Annotated in this window: 13 protein-coding genes and 1 tRNA gene; 8 read left to right on the forward strand and 6 right to left on the reverse strand. The window is 65.3% G+C overall.

Annotated features, from left to right (window positions below; genetic code table 11):
• Positions 1-120: 120 nt before the first annotated feature.
• Both QXK92_RS01555 and aceE read right to left on the reverse strand, forming a co-directional pair.
• Positions 121-1,440, reverse strand: coding sequence for a CdaR family transcriptional regulator (locus tag QXK92_RS01555; RefSeq protein WP_306239916.1), 1,320 nt, complete (start codon positions 1,438-1,440; stop codon positions 121-123).
• Between the two features lie 135 nt (positions 1,441-1,575).
• Entirely contained in the window at positions 1,576-4,365 is a 2,790-nt protein-coding gene (gene aceE, locus QXK92_RS01560) for a pyruvate dehydrogenase (acetyl-transferring), homodimeric type (protein WP_306239917.1), read from the reverse strand.
• Positions 4,366-4,525: 160 nt separating this feature from the next.
• On the opposite strand from aceE, the gene QXK92_RS01565 reads away from it, so the two are divergent.
• The 4 genes from QXK92_RS01565 to QXK92_RS01580 all read left to right on the forward strand — a co-directional run bounded on the left by QXK92_RS01565 (position 4,526) and on the right by QXK92_RS01580 (position 6,187).
• A complete protein-coding gene (locus QXK92_RS01565; protein ID WP_306239918.1) occupies positions 4,526-5,110 on the forward strand; it encodes a hypothetical protein in 585 nt (194 codons plus the stop codon).
• An 84-nt stretch (positions 5,111-5,194) separates the two neighbouring features.
• Positions 5,195-5,605 (forward strand): DUF3052 domain-containing protein, encoded by a 411-nt coding sequence (locus QXK92_RS01570; protein WP_306239919.1) that lies wholly within the window; start codon positions 5,195-5,197, stop codon positions 5,603-5,605.
• On the forward strand, positions 5,605-6,066 hold the full coding sequence (locus QXK92_RS01575; RefSeq protein WP_306239920.1) for a peroxiredoxin: 462 nt from the start codon (positions 5,605-5,607) through the stop codon (positions 6,064-6,066). The genes QXK92_RS01570 and QXK92_RS01575 overlap by 1 nt, the downstream gene beginning before the upstream one ends.
• Before the next feature lie 46 nt (positions 6,067-6,112).
• Positions 6,113-6,187: transfer RNA gene (locus QXK92_RS01580), tRNA-Val, on the forward strand.
• Positions 6,188-6,485: 298 nt separating this feature from the next.
• On the opposite strand, the gene QXK92_RS01585 is transcribed toward QXK92_RS01580, so the two are convergent.
• The 4 genes from QXK92_RS01585 to QXK92_RS01600 form a co-directional block, all read right to left on the reverse strand.
• Positions 6,486-7,904 (reverse strand): site-specific integrase, encoded by a 1,419-nt coding sequence (locus QXK92_RS01585; RefSeq protein ID WP_306239922.1) that lies wholly within the window; start codon positions 7,902-7,904, stop codon positions 6,486-6,488.
• A 210-nt stretch (positions 7,905-8,114) separates the two neighbouring features.
• Entirely contained in the window at positions 8,115-8,297 is a 183-nt protein-coding gene (locus QXK92_RS01590) for a helix-turn-helix domain-containing protein (RefSeq protein WP_306239924.1), read from the reverse strand.
• A gap of 6 nt (positions 8,298-8,303) precedes the next feature.
• The gene (locus QXK92_RS01595) at positions 8,304-9,146 is read right to left on the reverse strand and encodes a helix-turn-helix domain-containing protein (protein WP_306239925.1); all 843 of its coding nucleotides are present in this window, start codon (positions 9,144-9,146) and stop codon (positions 8,304-8,306) included.
• A gap of 334 nt (positions 9,147-9,480) precedes the next feature.
• The gene (locus tag QXK92_RS01600) at positions 9,481-9,732 is read right to left on the reverse strand and encodes a hypothetical protein (protein ID WP_306239926.1); all 252 of its coding nucleotides are present in this window, start codon (positions 9,730-9,732) and stop codon (positions 9,481-9,483) included.
• Positions 9,733-10,058: 326 nt separating this feature from the next.
• On the opposite strand from QXK92_RS01600, the gene QXK92_RS34015 reads away from it, so the two are divergent.
• The 4 genes from QXK92_RS34015 (at position 10,059) to QXK92_RS01620 (ending at position 18,583) form a co-directional block, all read left to right on the forward strand.
• Positions 10,059-10,700, forward strand: a complete 642-nt coding sequence (locus QXK92_RS34015; RefSeq protein ID WP_371934479.1) for a protein kinase — start codon at positions 10,059-10,061, stop codon at positions 10,698-10,700.
• Between the two features lie 59 nt (positions 10,701-10,759).
• The gene (locus QXK92_RS01610) at positions 10,760-11,023 is read left to right on the forward strand and encodes a helix-turn-helix domain-containing protein (protein WP_371934529.1); all 264 of its coding nucleotides are present in this window, start codon (positions 10,760-10,762) and stop codon (positions 11,021-11,023) included.
• Between the two features lie 126 nt (positions 11,024-11,149).
• Positions 11,150-13,984, forward strand: a complete 2,835-nt coding sequence (locus QXK92_RS01615; protein ID WP_306244100.1) for a helicase-related protein — start codon at positions 11,150-11,152, stop codon at positions 13,982-13,984.
• Between the two features lie 3 nt (positions 13,985-13,987).
• Positions 13,988-18,583: an Eco57I restriction-modification methylase domain-containing protein gene (locus QXK92_RS01620; RefSeq protein ID WP_306239928.1), complete on the forward strand. Its 4,596-nt coding sequence runs from the start codon at positions 13,988-13,990 to the stop codon at positions 18,581-18,583.
• Positions 18,584-18,598: the final 15 nt, after the last annotated feature.

Below are 18,598 nucleotides of genomic sequence, written 5' to 3' on the forward strand. Positions count from 1 at the left end.
GTGAAGACGGTTTTGCGGGGTGTAACAGATTATGAACCTCGTCTTAGGTTTTTGTAGATCTCCTACAAAATAGCTCCGTAAGCTACATGTTTGAGATACACCCGCTATCTGTCATCTAAATCACTTTCGGCCGGAAACGGCGCCGGAACCCCCTCTGACCGGCGACGGAAGCTGCGGGACCGACGTACCGGCGGCGCTGGAACTCTGCGTCGGGTAGTTGAGCTGGCCTACCGTCGCCGCCACGCGGAGAACGTAGGCGTCGCGCGGCTGGGTGGGATCACGCCCGGTGAAGTCGGTGATCCGCTTGAGCCGATAGCGCACGGTGTTTGGATGAACGAACAACTTCCTGGCACAAGCCTCAATAGCACCGCCAGAATCTAAGAAAGCATCCAAGGTCTCAACCAGCGTCGGCCCGGCGTCGGCCAGCGGGCGCATGACGTCGGTGTGCAGCGCCACGATCGCCGACGCGTCGCCCATCAGGGCCCGTTCCGGGAGCAGTTCGCGGGCCAGCACCGGGCGGGGGGCCCCGCGCCAGCCGGCGACCGCGTTCATGCCGGAGATGGCCTCACTGGCGCTGTGGTAGGCGGCGGTGAGCATGGGCGCCGTCGGCCCGATCACCACCGGTTCGTCGGCGAAGGCGATCAGCAGGTCCTTGAGAAACTTGTCGGTGAGCGACAGCTGTCCCGAGACGATCGCAACGAGCCAGGTGCCGTGCACGTCGGTGAGGGCCGCCCGGCCGTGTCGCGTGGCGATGTCACGCAGATGCTGGCTGGCCCGCTCGCTGCCGGCCTCGCCGTCGGCGCGTCCCGGTGCCGGGGTTCCCACGATGACGGTGGCCGGCGCGGTGGTGTCCCAGTTCAGCGCCGCCGCCCGGGAGAGCAGCTCCGGGCCGGTGTCGCCGCGGACGACCGCGTCGACGACGCTGGCCTCCATCCGGCTGTCCCAGTTGCCGCGCGCCTCGGCGGCGTCGGCGTAGGCCGAGGCGGCGGTGAAGGCCAGGTCGCGGCTGTACTTCAAGATTCCGACCGTCAGTGCGGTCAACTGCTCTTCAGAGCGGGCCAGCAGCGGCACCACCTCTTCGAAGAACTCCATGGTGACCCGCACCATGTCCACGGTGTGGCGCAGCGCGATGCGCCGGGTGAGGTCTTGCGGCACCAGTTCGAAGGCCTGCGCGGTGTAGCTGACGTCGCTGTGCGGGTCCTGCATCCACTCGACGAAGTTGACCACCGCCGTCTGGACGACCAGTGCCACGCTGGCGCGCTGGGAGGCTTCCAAGTCGGCGAAGAACGGCAGCCGTTCCTGCATGGCCGAGACGGCTTCGGTGGCCAGCCGGCCCGAGTACTGCTTCAACCTGCGCAATAAGGAGTCCGGCACGGTATCCAGCAGCTCCAGCGGCGACCGGGGACGCCCAAGCTGCTGCGCCAAGTTGTTGTCGCCCACCCCTAAAAGCTACGCCCCTTTTCTGTCGGAGTCCGCTAAAGGCCCCTGGCGCTTCGGCGCCGAGTGTGGGCCTAGCCGCACACTCGGCACCGACGGTGCGGCGGGCCGCACATTCGGCGAGAGAACGAGCGGGGGCTAAGCGACGCCCGGGTCGGAGGTCTGCTCCGGGGCTGCCTGGACGTCGTCGATCTTGTACTGGCGCGCGGCGGTGACGGCCACCGACGGGTCGATCTCCCCGTCGCGGGCCAGTGCCTCGAGCACCGCGACCACGGTCGACTCGGCGTCGGTGTTGAAGTAGCGCCGCGCGGCCGGTCGGGTGTCGGAGAAGCCGAACCCGTCGGTACCCAGCGTCACATAGGTGCCGGGCACCCATGGCCGGATCTGCTCGGGGACCCCGCGCATCCAGTCCGACACCGCGACCACCGGGCCGCGGGTGTCTTTGAGCACCTTCGTCACGTACGCCTCGCCCGCCGGCTCGTCCGGGTGGCGCAGCCGGTGCTTCTCGATCTCCACACCGTCCCGGTTGAGCTCGCCCCAGCTGGTCACCGACCACACGTCGGCGGCCACGTCCCATTCGTCGGCGAGCATCTCGGCCGCTTTGAGCGCCGAGGGCATCGCGACCCCGGACACCAGGATCTGGGCCGTGCTCGAGCGCTGCTCCTTCGCCGAGCGGTAGCGGTAGATGCCGCGCAGCAGGCCTTCGGGGTCGAAGTTCTCCGGCTCCGGCGGCTGCGGGTAGGGCTCGTTGTAGAGGGTGATGTAGAAGTAGACATTCTCCGGGTCCTTGCCGAACATCCTGGCCAGACCGCTTTCCACGATGTAGGCGATCTCGTAGGCGAACGCCGGGTCGTAGGACACCACGGCCGGATTGGTGGCCGCCAGCAGCAAGGAATGCCCGTCGGCGTGCTGCAGGCCCTCGCCCACCAGGGTGGTCCGTCCGGCGGTCGCGCCGAGGACGAAGCCGCGGGCCATCTGGTCGGCCGCGGCCCACAGGCTGTCGCCGGTGCGCTGGAACCCGAACATCGAATAGAAGATGTAGAGCGGGATCATCGGCTCGTCGTGGGTGGCGTAGGAGGTGCCGACCGCGGTGAACGAACCCACCGAGCCGGCCTCGTTGATGCCCTCGTGCAGGATCTGGCCTACTTCGCTCTCCTTGTACGCCAGCATCAGTTCGGCATCGACGGCGGTGTAGAGCTGGCCGTTGCGGTTGTAGATCTTCAGCGACGGGAACCACGAGTCCATCCCGAAGGTACGTGCCTCGTCCGGGATGATGGGGACGATGCGGTGACCGATCTCCTTGTCCCGCAACAGCTCCTTGAAGGTGCGCACCAGCGCCATGGTGGTGGCGACCTCCTGGTTGCCCGATCCCTTCTTCAGCGCCTTGTACACATCGCGACTGGGCAGCTTGAGCGCCTTGGCCTTGGTCCGGCGTTCGGGGACGAAGCCGCCCAGGGTGCGGCGCCGGTCCAGTAGGTAGCGGATTTCCGGGGCGTCCGGGCCGGGGTGGTAGTACGGCGGCAGGTACGGGTCTTCCTCGAGCTGGGCATCGGTGATGGGGATCCGCATGGCGTCGCGGAAGTGCTTGAGGTCCTCAGCCGCAAGCTTTTTCATCTGGTGGGTGGCATTGCGGCCCTGGAAGTGCGCGCCCAGCGAGTAGCCCTTGATGGTCTTGGCCAGGATGACCGTGGGCTGCCCCTTGTGCGCGACTGCGGCGTGGTAGGCGGCGTAGACCTTGCGGTAGTCGTGGCCGCCGCGCTTGAGGTTCCAGATCTCGGAGTCGCTCATCTTCTCGACCAGCGCCTTGGTGCGCGGGTCGCGGCCGAAGAAGTGGTCGCGCACGTAGGCGCCGTCGTTGGCTTTGTAGGTCTGGAAATCCCCGTCGGGAGTGGTGTTCATCAGGTTCACCAGCGCGCCGTCGCGGTCGGCGTGCAGCAGCGCATCCCATTCGCGGCCCCACACGACCTTGATGACGTTCCAGCCGGCCCCGCGGAAGAACGACTCCAGCTCCTGGATGATCTTGCCGTTGCCGCGCACCGGGCCGTCCAGGCGCTGCAGGTTGCAGTTGATCACGAAGGTGAGGTTGTCCAGCGCTTCGTTGGCCGCCACCTGGATCAGTCCGCGGCTTTCCGGCTCGTCCATCTCGCCGTCGCCCAGGAAGGCCCAGACGTGCTGGTCGGTGGTGTCCTTGATGCCGCGGTCGTGCAGATAGTGGTTGAACCGGGCCTGGTAGATGGCGTTCATCGGGCCCAGCCCCATCGACACGGTGGGGAATTCCCAGAAGTCGCGCATCAGGCGCGGGTGCGGGTAGGAGGGCAGGCCGCCGCCGGCGTGGCTGTGTTCCTGGCGGAAGCCGTCCAGGCGGTCCGAACTCAGCCGGCCCTCGAGGAAGGCCCGTGCGTAGATGCCGGGGGAGGCGTGCCCCTGGATGAACACCTGGTCGCCGCCGCCGGGGTGCGCCTTGCCCCGGAAGAAGTGGTTGAAGCCCACCTCGTAGAGCGCCGCCGAGGAGGCATACGTCGAGATGTGGCCGCCGACGCCCACCCCGGGGCGCTGCGCGCGGTGCACCATAATGGCAGCGTTCCACCTGATCCAGGTGCGGAAGCGGCGTTCCACGTCCTCGTCACCGGGGAACCACGGTTCCAGTTCGGTGGGGATGGTGTTGACGTAGTCGGTCGACGTCAGCGCCGGGATCGAGACCCGCTGCTCGCTGGCTCGCTCGAGCATGCGCAGCATCAGATACCGGGCCCGCGCCGGCCCCGAGCGCGCCAGCAGGTCGTCGAACGACTCCAGCCACTCCGCGGTTTCCTCGGGGTCGATGTCGGGCAGATACGACGCGACACCCTCGCGAATCACCCGGACGCGATCGGGTTCGCTTGTGCTGCTTGGGTTTTTGGCCAGATCGTTGCGGGCGAACTCGGTGGTCAACTTCCGCTCCTGTAGTTGGCATGGGTGATGCTCGAGTGGTCGTCCCTCTATCGTGCCGCACCGGCGTGCCCGGCGGGTACCCGTGTGCCGCTCGCCGGTGCCACACCGAAGTCGGTGCTAATGGGGCAGTTGGGATCGCGACCCGGTAACGTCAGGTCCCGTGCTCATCGGATGGCGTGCCGTCCCTCGCAGGCGCGTGGGGGCGTTCCCCAGGCGAGGCGCCCTGGCTCTCGGGTCCGTCGCTGTGGTGGCGATCGGCATTGTCGGCTGTACCAAGGTGACCGAGGGGACCGGGGCGCCGGACACCAACGTCGCCCCCGCCTACCGGTCCTCGGTGTCCGCGTCGGTTTCGGCGTCGTCGGTGACGTCCAGCGTCCGCGAATCCCAGCGCATCGCCTCGGTGACCACCAGGGCGATTCGCACCTCCTGCGACACTCTCGCCACCACCAGCAAGGAAGCGATCGACAAGGTGAACGCCTTCGTCGCGGCCTTCAACGGCGGCAAGAACACGGGGCCGGCCGAAGGCCCGGCCATCGACGCGCTGAACGCCAGCGCCTCGGCGGTGGAGAACAGCTACAGTGACGCGCTGCCGGGCCAGATGCGCGACGCGATGAACACCTACAACGACGCTGCTCGTCAGGTCGCCAACGCGATCGGCACCCACGCCTCGACCGGTGAGTTCAACCGGCGGGTGGACCGGCTCAACGACGCCAAGACAAAGGCGTTGAAAATGTGCGTGGGTTAGCCGTATGAAGCTACTAGTGCCTGTGCGACGATTACGTTCGTCGCTCTCGGTTGTCTTGCTCTCGTCTGTTTAGGAGGTTCCACGGTGGTCGCGGCGGATCACGCTCGCAAACTGGGCATCCAACGGGACCAAGTCGTCCAAGAGTGGGGTTGGGACGAAGACACCGACGACGACATCCGCGCTGATGTCGAGGATGCCTGCGGCAGCGAATTGCTCGACGAGGACACCGACGAGGTCGTCGATGTCGTCCTGATGTGGTACCGCGACGGTGACGGCGACCTGGTTGACCTGCTGATGGACGCAATCAGCCCGCTGGCCGAGGACGGCGTCATCTGGGTGCTGACGCCCAAGACCGGCCGGCCGGGGCACGTCCTGCCCGCCGACATCGCCGAGGCAGCCCCGACTGCGGGCCTGATGCCCACGTCGTCGGTCAACCTGGGCAACTGGGCGGCCAGCAGATTGGTTCAGCCGAAGTCGCGGACCGGTAAGCGCTGATGCTCGACGTCGGAGCAACCGCCCCCGACTTCACGCTGCGCGACCAGAACCAGCAGCCTGTCACGCTCAGCGGCTATCGCGGCGCCAAGAACGTGCTGCTGGTGTTCTTCCCGCTGGCGTTCACCGGAATCTGCCAGGGCGAGCTGGACCAGGTGCGGGACAACCTGCCGGAGTTCGAGAACGACGACAGCGCGGTGCTAGCCATCTCGGTGGGGCCGCCGCCCACCCACAAGATCTGGGCGGTGCAAAGCGGGTTCTTGTTTCCGGTGCTGTCGGACTTCTGGCCGCACGGCGAGGTCAGTCAGGCCTACGGGGTGTTCAACGAAGTGGCCGGCATCTCCAACCGCGGCACCTTCGTGGTGGACAAGGAGGGCATCATCCGGTTCGCCGAGATGAAGCAGCCTGGCGAGGCCCGCGATCGTGCGGTGTGGACCCAGGCGCTGGCGGCGTTGCGCGTTTAGTTTTGGGTGGTTGGGCTTTCGGCGTGTAGCCTGCGCCGGGGCATAAGGGCGCGTAGCTCAGTGGTAGAGCTCTGGTTTTACACACCAGCGGTCGGCGGTTCGATACCGTCCGCGCCCACCAGGTTTAGCGCAGGTCAGATGCATATGGTGAGCTGAATTCGGCTGACGGAAAAACCCCCGTTGTGCCAAGAATGTGCCAACTGGGTTCGCACACCCGGTCGATTCCGCGTTCAGGGGGCCCGGGCGCTCACCCTGCAGCGGCGCGCGCCGCCGGGGGGCTTGGCGGGCTGGCTCGGCGACTGCGGCCGGATTGCACTGAAGGAAGCCGTCCGCACGCTTCAGCGCGTCGAATGAACCACTACCGGCACCCGGTGCTTATCCCCGTTTAGCCCTGGTATCGGAAAAGCTGGGGCTGGGTTTCACGCCCTGCCATTGGCGGGTGACATCCCGCCGAGTAGCACATCACCCGCCGACGCCAGCGCGTCTTCGTACACGTGGCCGTACACCCGAAGTGTCATCGCCGGATCGTGACCCAACCACTTCGCCGCCGCCGACACCGTGGTGCCGCTGTCGAGCATCCGCGTCGCGGCGGTGTGTCTGGTGTCATGCAGCCGGATCGCCGGCACGCCCGCTGCTGCGCAGTGCCGGCGAAATGCTTTGGAGTAGGTCTCGGGCCGAATGGGGGAGCCGTCCTCATTGACCGCGATGAGGCCCGTGTCTATCCATGTCGGGCCGAGCTCCAGTCTTTCGCGCTTTTGCTGTGCATTCAGCGCTCGCAAAGCGGCCATGACGTGACTGGGCATCGGCAGTGTGCGCCGGGAGCGTTCGGACTTCGGCGCGCCGGTGGTGGTTCCAGCGCCGCGCACGACAACGCGGCCCTGGGCGACGCTGACCGTCCCGGCGTCGAAGCTCACCGCTGACCACGTCAGGCCGAGCACTTCGGAGCGTCGCCAGCCGGCGAGCGTTAGCAGCCAGCACGCATAGAGCCGGTCGCTGCGCACATGCTCACGGAACCGTTCGACCTGCTGCGGCGTCCACGTGGACATCTCGCGGCGATCGATGGCCGGGCGGTCGATGAGTTGGGCGACGTTGCGAGCGACGAGGCCGCGTTTCATGGCTGCGGTGAGTGCCTGCGACAGGACGGTCAGCATGGCGCAAACGGTCCGGTTACTCACACCGCCAGACACTTTCGGGCGTTCGGGTTCGGTGGGCTGCGCGGCGACGTATCGCGCGCGCCGCGGACGCAGCACATCACCGGATGACACAAGCCGGTCGAGCGCTTTGATGCCGGGCTCGCCGAAGGTGGTCAGCAGGTCGGAATACCCGGCACCTTCTGGGCGCGCCCGCAGGTAGGCCAGCACCTCGGCGGAACGGCGTCCGCGCTTGGCGCGCTGGGGAATTGGTTGGCCGGTCAAGCGCAATGTCACCAACTCGTCGAGGTGCGGGGTGTCGAGGTGCTGTAGAGGCACCGTGCCGAGGTGGTCGATAACCGGCTTTAGGGCGGCGCGGTAACCGTCGAGCGTGTTGGGTCGCACGCGGCGGCTGTCGAGCCACTCGGCCAAAAAGGCGCCCAAGGTCACCTTGTCGCGCCGGACCAGAGTGCCCGCGGCCGCCTCGGTAATAATGCGGGCGTATTCACGTTTAGCCTCAGCCAGCGTTGCATAGGTGTAGCGCCGCCGGTCGCGGGAGCCATCCGGCTTTATGCCCGCGTCGAGCTGGAATGTGTAGCTGACTTTCCCGTTGCGTGCGATGCGCTTGGTGATCGGCAGTGCGCGGCGGGTGCGGTTGGTCTTTTCGCGATCGGCGGGCGTTGGGTCGGCAGTGGCTTCCGCGCTCATCGGTCGGTCTCCTCGCCTGTATTTTTCGAGCCAGATGGCAATATATGCGGCGCGTCGCCGCGCATGGCTTAGCGGCCGTGCTTTCCAGGTTTGCCGTTCGCTACTGCGGCCGCCCTAGTTGATCCAGGGACATCGGCCAGGCTAGGGTCCCGCTCGGTGGAGTCGGAACTTGACGGTACCGCGTCGAGCCGCGCTGGTGCACAACGCCTTTCACCATGCCACCAGTTCACGCAGGGCTGCGGTCACAACGTAGATGCGGCCGCCCAGTCGACGAACGGGCAACTCGTTAGAGGCCACCAGTCGATAGGCTGCAGCCCGACTGATTCCCAGTAGCTGCGCTGCGTGGGGAACTGCGAGCAGCAGGGGCAGCTCATTGAACACGTTGCTTTCCAAGATAATTCACCACCTTTCCACAATTCTGACGGAATCTCGTATGGATGGACGGTCCCTGTGGAGTTGCGGGCTGCACTGTGGACAAAAGCGTGCAGCTTCCGATCCGTCGGCGTTAGTGACCGAGATTGTGCGAGAATGCGCGTCCCCGCATTCACCACACCAGGGCAGCGTCGTCACAGGCGGCTCTGGCGCCTGCCAGGCATCGGTGAGACGGTGAGCCAGCACGCGAACTGGGTCACGCGCCCCGTTCGGGTTTCGAATTAGATGGTCGGTGAGTTCTGCAGCCGGCCAGCCGGCCGCCAGCGCGGACTTGATCGCCGGTAAGAGAGTGTGCGCATTGCGGGTCCCCAACCTCCACGAATCGACGACGGTCTGCAGGATCAGCGCCGCGGCGTCGCCCGGTTCGGAGGGGGATTCGGTTGATAGATTCAAGGGGTCCCGATTTGGGACCCCCGTAGGGTGCCGCTCTGACACCGCCCCCGTCCCAATGTGGGACGGGCCCCGTGCCAATGTGGGACCGGGGGGTCCCACATTGGGACTAGGGGGTCCCGGATCGGGACCGGGTGGAAGATTCTGTGCGCGAGGGTGATTCAAGTAGTAACGGGTTGAGCGGCGGGCCCCAGAGTCGTGAAATTGCGGACGCCGCGTCATGAAGCCGCGCATCTCTAGATAGCTCAGCGCGCGCAACACCGTGCTCCTGCCGGCGCCGGACTCAGCCATCAGCGTGCGGATGGAGGGATAGCACGAGAAGTTTTCATCTGCCTTGTTTGCCAATAGGACGAGAATGAACTTTGCGACCGGTTGGGAGATTTCTGAGTCTTTAGCCCACGCGAGCGCTTCCCAGCTCATTCTGAAGCGAGGGTTGAAGACTGATCACCGGCAGCAGTTTCGGCGGGCTGCAACGTGCGGCGATACGTCACGCGTCGTTTCATGGTCAAACGGTAAGTCCGCCTGACGGCGTTTCGCGACGGTCGCGTGAATATTTTTCGTCGAGTTTTTCTACGGCACAGCCAATTTGCCGCTACTGCCCGGACACAGTGAAACATCGCGAAACACTGCTTGGCAGCGGCATTGCACGTAAGGATTCGGGCTGCCATTGACGGTGAAGGGGTACGCGACTGTGCTCGGCGAAGAGTTCGCCCTCGGCCGCAGCATGGGCTCAGATTTTGCGACTAGCCCGGCCCTATCGATCGATGAGCCGGGCCCGCTTGAGCGAAGAGAGTAATTGCTGTGCCGCTCGCAGCGTGGGTGCGTGCGCGGCGGCGGTCAGGCGTCCCGCGTCTGCTTCTGTGGCCAACGTTTCCAGTACGGTGCGGCATGCACGGGGTGATTTGAGCACAATTTGAGCGGCCTCGGCCGGACAGCACTCGATTTGCTTTGTCTCGACTCGGATGCGCTCCACGATGCGCTCGACGGGCTTCTCGACAACCTCCACGCGCACCGCGACCGCTCCGTTCGCTGCTGCTCTCCGCTCCTCATAAGCCGCTCGTCGGCATCGTTGCGAGCACCAGATAGACGGTCGTCCTGGCTTCGGTGGCCAGATGTTGTCCGGCACTTCAATGCGGCATCGGGGGCACCGTTTTGTGGGCACGTAACCATATTAAGGGGACCCTGGGTAATTAGATACGGACGAAATTGCGTTATCGTTTCGTGCCCCTGAGTGCAAGAGGTGTGATGTTCGCGCCGACCGTGAAGTAAGGGTGCCTTTCGTGCGCGAGCTTCGGGGTAATTCACAACATCCGGGCATGGCTATGCATTGCAGTGCTGGAGGTTCTTGGGCGCGCTTGGTTCAGAGGATGCGTTCGGAGGCATTGCCGGTGGCGCGCCCATGACACAGACGACACCGACCGGATCGTGGCCCTTAAACGGCTGCCCGCGAATCTGTCGGAGGACGAGGAGTTTCAGCGGCGATTTCGCCGCGAAGCCCACGCGGCGGCACGGTTGAACAGCCCGCACGTGATCCCGATCCATCACTACGGCGAAGTCGACGGGCGTTTGTACGTCGACATGCGCCTGGTCGAGGGCCGCGACCTACACACAGTGCTCGACGACGGGCCGCTGGAACCCGTCCGCGCGGTGCACATCATCGGGCAGGTCGCCGAGGCCTTGCACGCCGCCCACGACGTGGTCTGCTGCACCGACCCCGACCAGCGCTACGCCACCACCGTCGAACTCGCCGACGCCGCCGCGATGCCATCACCGTTCCCATCCAGCAGCCGACAGCGAAACCGACGCGGGTGCGAGTTACACCCGATCGACTTCGGGATTGCCCGGGTCCTCGAGGACACCCGCATGACCAAGACCCGCAACACGTCTTCTTCGACGCCGATGTCGTCTAACCGCTCGGGTGTCAAGCAGGCATGGTCGTCCTTCCGGCGGCGGTGCGGCGGGATTAAGGCCTGAAACAGCTGAGCATAATACGCATGGGCCTAATACGCTCTGGCCTCTTCCGCGTGGGCCGTATGAGGTTGATAATCGTGCCCGACACGGCTGCTTCCGCGCTAAATGAGACGACCCGCGAGTTCGGAGAACGTGTTAGGCAACGACGATTGAAGCTGGGACTTAGCCAAGAGGCGGCAGCCGTCAGATGCGGGATCCATTGGACGCAGCTGGGCAAGGTTGAGCGCGGTCAGCGCAGCCTGAGGCTGGAGACAATCGTCAAGATCGCGGCAGGCCTAGACATAGAGCCAGGAAAGCTGGTAAACGGCCTCCCCCCGCCGATGTAGGAGCGCCGGATGGCCTTTACCCACCCAAAGCGTCGGTACGGGGTATTAATTTCTGGTTATCGGTAAGGGGGAAACATTTCAGCGCCAGCAACCGACCTCAACGTCGCACCCGGCTCCATCGTCGTCATTCGTGACGAGGAATGGCTGGTCACCTCAGCCGAGCAGGGCGCCGACGGCTGGCTGGTGCACGTCCGCGGCCTGTCCGAGCTGGTCGCGGAGACGACCGCCGCGTTCTACTCCAGCCTGGACGTCATCGAAGTCCAGGACCCCAAAGAAGCCAGGGTGGTCGCCGACGGGTCCTCCGGCTACCGCGACTCCCGGCTCTGGCTCGAGGCGCTGATCCGCAAAACCCCGGTCCCGTACGGAGACCAGAACCTCGCCGTCTCCACCCACATGCTCGCCGACGCTCTGGCCTACCAGCAGGCCGCGGTCACTAAGGCCCTCGACCCCCAGCACATCCGCCCGCGAATCCTGATCGCCGACGCCGTCGGCCTGGGCAAAACCCTCGAGATCGGCATGATCCTCTCCGAGCTCGTAAGGCGCGGCCGCGGCGAGCGCATCCTTGTCGTCACCCCTAGGCACGTCCTCGAGCAGATGCAGCACGAGTTGTGGTGCCGCTTCGCGCTCCCGTTCGTCCGCCTCGACTCGACCGGCATCCAGAAGGTTCGCCAAAAGCTGCCGGCCACCCGCAACCCCTTCACCTACTTCAAGCGCGCCATCATCTCCATCGACACCCTCAAGAGCCCCCGCTACAAGGCGCATCTGGAACGCCAGCAGTGGGACGCCGTCGTCATCGACGAATCCCACAACCTCACCAACACCGGCACCCAGAACAACGAGCTGGCCCGCGTCCTCGCCCCCAACACCGAGGCCCTGATCCTCGCCTCGGCCACCCCGCACAACGGCAAGGAAGAATCCTTCGCCGAACTGCTACGTCTGCTCGACCCCACCGTCGTCAAAGCCGACGGCAGCTTCACCAAAGACGACGTCGAGTCACTGCTGATCCGCCGCCACCGGCACAGCCCCGACGTCGCCGCCGAAGTCGGCAGCGACTGGGCCGAGCGCGCCGAGCCGGTCCACCTCCTAGTGAAACCCTCACCCGAAGAGGACGCGGTGGCCGCCGAGCTGTCCCACACCTGGCTGCACCCCGCCACCGGAAGCTCGCCCTACTCCGGCGACACCAAAGCACTATTCCCCTGGACCCTCGCCAAGGCATTTCTGTCCTCCCCAGCCGCCCTGGCCGAATCCATCAAGCAACGCCGCTCCAAACTCGACAAGGACGACCCCGTCCAGAACACCGAACTCAAGGCGCTCCAAATCCTCGACGAACTCAACGCCGAGGCACTGGCCCAACCCGCTGGAAAGTTCGCCGCTCTGATCCAGCGCCTCAAGCACATCGGCGTCGCACGCGGATCAGACACTCGCGCAGTCGTTTTCGCCGAACGGATCGCCACCCTCACCTGGCTGCGTGACCACCTCCCGAAAGCCCTCGGCCTGGCCGCCGAAAACGTCGCGATGCTGCACGGCGGCCTCTCCGACATCGAGCAGCAGGAGATCGTCGATAGTTTCAAACTAGAGACTTCACCAATCCGGGTATTGGTCACCGGCGACGTCGCCTCCGAGGGTGTGAACCTGCACGCCCAGTGCCACCACCTGATCCACTACGACATCCCGTGGAGCCTCATCCGAATCGAACAGCGCAACGGCCGCATCGACCGCTACGGGCAGAAACATCCGCCGGTGATCTCGTCCCTCATCCTTGAACCCTCCGACCCTGACTTCTCCGGTGACCTGCGTGTGCTCTCCCGGCTGCTGGAACGAGAGAACCAGGCGCACAAGACACTTGGCGATGTCGCTTCATTGATGGGAAAGCACAGCGTCACCGAGGAAGAGAATGTGATCCGCGACGTTCTGACCAAGGGCGCCAAACTCGACGAGGCGGTCCGCACCGCCGATGAGGTCGCCGACGGCAGCGACCTCGATGCCTTCTTCGCCCAATTCGATGCGATCGACGACACCCCGCCACTGCTGCCGGCCGGACCGCGCCAGAGCCTGTACCCCGACGATCTGACCTTCCTGGACGAGGCGCTGAACGCTGCCTTCCACGACGTCCCCCACGCCGCCCCCGACCACGGCGGCGTCAGCTGGACGGTCAGCGCCCCGCACGGCATCGCCGAACTCACCCCACCCCGCGACCTGCGCCAGCGCATGGCACAGCTCCCGCAGAACTACTTGCAGCACGGCCGCGTGCTGGAGCGGCTCAAGCTCGCCACCTCCCCCCAGGTCGGCAACTCCCAACTTCGGCTCGCGCGGGAAGGTAAGGGCGTCAACAACACCACCTGGCCCGAAGCCCACTTCCTCGGCCCACTGCACCCGGTGCTGGACTGGGCCAGCGACCGGGCACTCACCGCGCTCGGGCGAAACCAGGTCTTCGTCATCCGCGGCGACGTCGACGCCCCCACCGTTCTTCTGATGGGAACCCTCACCAACAAACGGGGACAACTGATTTCGCGCGTTTTCTCCACCGCCGTGTTCCCCAACCCCTCCAACCCGGAGTTCTGCGTCGTTGAACCGCTGGAAGACCTAGGCTTCCTCACCACCACAACCGCGCTGAAGCCCGGCTCGTCAAACCCCGGCCCGGTTGCCGACGTCGAGCGCTACCAGGCGCTCATCCCGGTCGCTGTCGAGCACGCCCGCCGCGAGATGCGGTGGGTGCTCGACGCTCAAGAGGCCGCCACCACCGATCGGCTTACCCAGTGGCGAGAACGCGCGAACCGATGGCACGTCGAAGCGGAGCGGCTGGAACTGCACGGCGCGCAGAAATCCCGCGTCAGCAAGCTCGGCCAGCGGATCACCGAGGAGCAGCGACTGGCCGATTTACTGGCACCCACCCAGCAATTGGTCCGCCCCCTGCTGGTGATCGTGGCCGCTGATACCCCCGTCGCCGGAAAGGATGCGTGAGCCGTGCCGTCCTTCGATTCCATCGTCGTCGGTGAGGACTGGATCAGCGAGCACTACTTCACCACCGACTCCACCAAAGAGTCCTTTCAGGGCAAGGTGCTCGAACTGCGCAAGCAGTGGGACGCCGAAGCCGCCGAGGGCCGCGACACCGTCCGACGCCACCTGCTCGCCACGGCAGGGGAGTTGCAGACCGCCTTATCGACCTTGGACGAACACCCCGAGGGCGCCGCATACGCGCACGCGCTGGCTCGCCGCGCATTCGGGTTCACCGAAGAGCTCACCGACTACACCGGCGAACGTGCCGGAACCGAGTTACGTCTTCCGGCAGCGAAACTCGAGGGCATTTCCAGCACTCTTTTCCTCCAGGCCGCCCCGGTGGCTTCGGTCGACGACCTGCTCGACCCGCAGGCCGGGTTGCTTCTGGAACCCGGCGAGGAAGATAACAAGCCCATCACCGCGGTAACCAAAGCGGTGTCGGCGGCCTTTCGCGCTGACGAACCCCCCGCCTTCATCTTCGTCCAGGCCGGCCAATGGCTGCTGCTGGCCGAAGCCGAACGGTGGGCCGAGGGCCGTTATCTCGCCGTGGACCTGCTGGTGGTTGCCGAACGCCGCGACGACAAGCGCGGCGGCGAGATCGACCGGGTCGTCGCCATGCTCAGTCGCCAGGCACTGTTGCCCGACGCCGACGGGAACATCTGGTGGACAGGTGTCCTCGAGGACTCGGTCAAGCACACCGTCGGGGTGTCGAAAGACCTCCGTGAAGGCATTCGGCTGTCCATCGAAATCATCGCTAACGATGTGGTCCGTCGCCGCGACCAGCGCGGCCTACCGCTGGACCAGATCGACGCCCAACAACTTGCCAAGCAGTCGCTGCGGTTCCTCTACCGCATCCTGTTCCTGCTCTACGCCGAAGCCTCCCCGGAGATGAGGGTGCTTCCTTCTGGTGCGCCGGAGTACGGCGAAGGCTATGGACTGGACCGGCTGCGTGAACTGACCCTGACGGAACTGGTTTCCCCCCAAGCTAAGTCCGGCACCCACCTCTATGAGTCACTGGCGACGTTGTTCCGACTCGTGGACCAGGGCCACGCTCCCAACGGGCCGACTGTTGATGACGTCGACGACCCGGCCCCCGGCCTGGAGTTCAACGCGCTGCGCGCCGATCTCTTCGCGCCTGCCGCCACCGCACTGATCGACGAAGTCGGACTCAGCAATGAGGCCACCCAACGGGTCCTGCAGCACTTATTACTGTCCAAGGAGTCCAAGGGCCGTAAGGGCGCAGACCGAGGCTTCATCTCCTACGCCGAACTCGGCATCAACCAACTTGGGGCGGTCTACGAAGGCCTGATGTCCTACACAGGCTTCTTCGCCACCGAAGACCTCTACGAGGTCGCCAAGAACGGTGACCCCGAAAAGGGCTCCTGGGTGGTACCCGTCACCAATGCCGACCATCTCTCCGAGTCCGACTTCGTCACCACCCTCGATGAGGCCACGGGCGAGCAGGTTCCAGTCATCCACCGCACAGGCACCTTTGTCTACCGCCTTGCCGGCCGCGAACGCCAACAGTCCGCCTCGTACTACACGCCAGAAGTGCTCACCAAGTTCGTTGTCTCCCAGGCACTGGAAGAGCTTCTCGACCAGGACGGCGAACGCACAACACCAGAAGAGATCCTGCAGCTGACCATCTGCGAGCCGGCTCTTGGCTCAGGAGCGTTCGCGATCGAGGCGGTGCGCCAACTCGCCGCCGAATATCTCAAGCGCAAGCAGGAAGGCCTGGGCAAGGTCATCGAGGCTGACCAGTACCAAGTCGAACTGCAGAAGGTGAAGGCATACCTTGCTCTGCACCAGGTCTACGGAGTTGACCTCAACGCCACCGCTGTCGAGCTTGCGGAGATCTCCCTCTGGCTTGACACCATGGTCGCGGGACTGCAGGCACCCTGGTTCGGTCTGCACCTGCGGCGCGGCAACTCGCTGATCGGGGCGCGCCGGGTGGTCTATGCGCCGTCTCTGTTGGCGAAGAAGGCCTGGCTCTCGACGGCACCCGAGGACAAGTCCCTCGGCGAGGAGATCGGCGCGGGCATCCACCACTTCCTGCTGCCGTCGCAGGGCTGGGGCGCGGTCATCGACACCCCGGAAGCCAAGACGCACGCACCGGGCAGGCGAGAGGAAATGCGGCTGTGGCGCAACGGTATTCGGGGAATTCCGAGCGCGGCGATCAAGAAGCGCCTGGCTGCGCTGGCCGAGCGGGTGGAAACCCTGTGGGGATTCACCCTGCGCCGGTTGACGATTGCCGAGTCGGAGATCCGCCGTGATATCGACGTCTGGGGCCGGCAGGCGGTCGAGCGCTCGGAGGCCGCCGTCACACGCGAGCAGATCGAAGCGGTGCTGCACAACGAGGACGGCGCCTACCGCCGTCTGCGGCGGGTGATGGACGCCTGGTGCGCGCTTTGGTCCTGGCCGCTGACCACTGACATCGCACCGCCGGACTGGGATCAGTGGGCCGGCGGTCTCGAGGCGATCCTCGGTGTGCCGCCGAAGGCCGGCAAGTTCGAGAGGTACGGACAGACCAGCCTCGCCCATCAACTGGACTGGGATGAACTCGACGCCGCCGAGGACAACGACCGGATCTTCTCCCAAGCCCTGCCGATACAGAAGGCGCTCGACGAATATCCCTGGCTGACGGTCGCACAGTCCATTGCCCAGGCGCAGGGCTTCTTCCACTGGGAACTGGACTTCGCGCCGGTGTTCGCCCGCGGTGGCTTCGACCTGCAGGTCGGCAATCCGCCCTGGGTGCGCCCGGACTGGGACGAGGCCGGAGTGCTCGCGGAGTCCGACCCGTGGTGGCGGCTGGCCGACAAGCCCGCCGAATCGGTGATCCGGGAGAAGCGCGCGGCGACGCTGGCTGACGAAATTGTGCTGGGCGCCTTCCTCGATGAGCGGGCCGCCCAATCCGGAATCAAGGAGCACCTCGGCTCGGGCGTCGACCGACCCGTCCTCACCGGGTTGCAACCGGACCTGTACCGCTGCTTCATGGAACGCACCTGGCGCTCCATGGCGCCAACCGGGATAGTCGGACTTATCCACCCGGAGAGCCACTTCACCGAACTGCGGGCCAAAGTGTTGCGGCGGGAGACCTATCGGCGGCTGCGGCGGCACTGGCAGTTCCGGAATGAGCTCAAGCTGTTCGAGATCGACAACCACAATGTGTTCGGCGTTCATGTCTACGGGTCCGACTCCGCTGTGACGTTCCTGAGCGCGGCGTCGCTCTATCACCCGGACACGGTGAGCCGATCAATCTCTCACGATGGTTCTGGTTCGGTGCCCGGTGTTAAGGACGAGGATGGAAACTGGGATCTGCGTCCGCACTCCGAGCGGGTCATTGAGGTCGCCGAACCGCAACTCACGGCCTGGGCGGCACTCGTCGACGAACCCGGCACCCCGCCGGATGAGGCCCGTATGATGTACCCGGTCAACCGTGCGAGCGCCGAGGTGCTCGACAAGATCGCCGCCGCACCACGCCTCGGGGACATCGCCTTCGAGTGGACCGCCGGGTGGCATGAGAGCTCCGACCGCAGGCTGGGCTACTTCCAGTCAGAGTCGGCGGTTCCCGACGACTGGGCGACCGTCATCCTGCAAGGGCCGCACTTCTCCGTAGCGACACCTCTGTTCAAGCAGCCCAATCCCACCATGCGGAGCAACAAGGACACCTCCGAGATTGATCTCGGGAAGATCGGCGAGGATTTCATTCCGCGCACCAGCTACCAGGTGGCCAAGCCCGTCGCCGAATACGTTGCCGCCTATCCGAAGTGGCAGGGTGAGCCCAGTTCACGCTTCTTCCGTCTGGCGTGGCGGGAGATGGGGCAGACGGGCAACGTTCGTACCTTGCATTCGGCACTTCTCCCACCAGGCCCCGCCCATGTGCACGCTGTCCACACGTTCGCATTGCCGGGCGCCTATCGCGAACTTGCCGTGATGGCGGGTATCAGTCATTCGATTGTCGCTGACTTCATGGTCAAGCTGATTGGCAGCGGCCATGTGAAGTTTTCGTTCTGGAAGCAGCTTCCGCTTCCGCGCCACCACCCCCTCGAACCCCACCTCATCCTGCGCACCCTCCGGCTCAACTGCCTCGTCCGTCCCTACGCCCCTCTCTGGGAAGAGCTGTATACCCCCGCCTGGCAACAGGATTCGTGGGTGCCGCACGTCGGCGTCGACTACGCCGATCGCGCACCACTGGGCGACGTCACCCCGAAGTGGCAGTGGTCAACCCCGCTGCGCCGCGCCGCCGACCGCCGCCAAGCCCTGGTCGAAATCGACGCCATCGTCGCGATCATGCTCGGCATCACCGCCGAGGAACTGACGACCATCTACCGCACCCAGTTCCCGGTGCTGCAGAAGTACGAGCGCGATGCGCTCTATGACGCATATGGCCGCCAACTGCCGGGCAAGCTCGCCTCGGAGTTCCGCAAGGGCAGGGCTCATCCGACGACCAAACCCGAGGACTTCACCGTCGACGGCGTCACCTACAAAGAGCCATTCAGCGGCGTCGACCGCGAGCGCGATATGGAATTGGCGCACAAGCACTTCAGCAATCTTGTCCAGTGAGAGATGGATTCGGGG

The sequence above is a fragment of the Mycobacterium sp. TY815 genome (genome assembly GCF_030755135.1).
Classification (GTDB): Bacteria; Actinomycetota; Actinomycetes; order Mycobacteriales; family Mycobacteriaceae; genus Mycobacterium.